This window comes from Polycladomyces subterraneus (assembly GCF_030433435.1).
GTDB classification, from domain to species: Bacteria; Bacillota; Bacilli; order Thermoactinomycetales; family JIR-001; genus Polycladomyces; species Polycladomyces subterraneus.
Genome location: NZ_JANRHH010000006.1, coordinates 11,760 through 12,357 on the forward strand (window position 1 = coordinate 11,760; position 598 = coordinate 12,357).

Genomic DNA, 598 nt, shown 5'->3' on the forward strand with positions numbered 1-598 from the left:
TACGCTGCCGCCAAGGCGGGCTTGCAGGGTTTCACCAAGACCTTGGCCATCGAGCTGGGGAAATTCGGCATCACCTGCAACGCCGTCGCTCCCGGCTTTATCGATACCGAGATGACCCGAGCGACGGCGGCCCGGATCGGGGTGGATTTTGATAAGCTTCTGGAGGCGTGGGTGAAGGAGATTCCGGTTGGAAGGGTTGGAAAGCCGGAGGATATCGCCACTGCTTGTCTCTTCTTTGCCTCGGAAGGGGCATCCTTCGTCAACGGCCAAGTGCTGTATGTAGCCGGAGGACCCAAAAATTGACCTGCGAGGTGGTCCTATGTGGCAACCCTTCATTGGTAAGCGTTCTGAGTCGGTGACCAACTGGGTGGAACGGGGGGCGGTCAAACGGTTTGCTGAAGCGATTCAGGATTTGAATCCTCTCTATTTCGACGAGGAAGTAGCCCGAAATAGCCGTTGGGGGCAGTTGATTGCCCCGCCCACCTTTCCCATGACCTTTGACTATGGCCGGATCGAGGGCTTGAGTCTGCCGGAGAGCGGGCTGATCCACGGCGATCAGACCTTCCATTACCGTCGTCCCCTCTTTGTCGGGGAAGAG

2 protein-coding genes are annotated in these 598 nt (G+C 57.9%); both read left to right on the top strand.

Annotated elements, in window-relative coordinates; genetic code table 11:
- On the top strand, positions 1 to 303 hold a 303-nt coding region (locus NWF35_RS16965), incomplete at its 5' end, for an SDR family oxidoreductase (RefSeq protein ID WP_301237228.1).
- Between the two features lie 16 nt (positions 304 to 319).
- Positions 320 to 598: FAS1-like dehydratase domain-containing protein (locus NWF35_RS16970; protein WP_301237229.1), on the top strand; the 279-nt coding region annotated here is incomplete at its 3' end.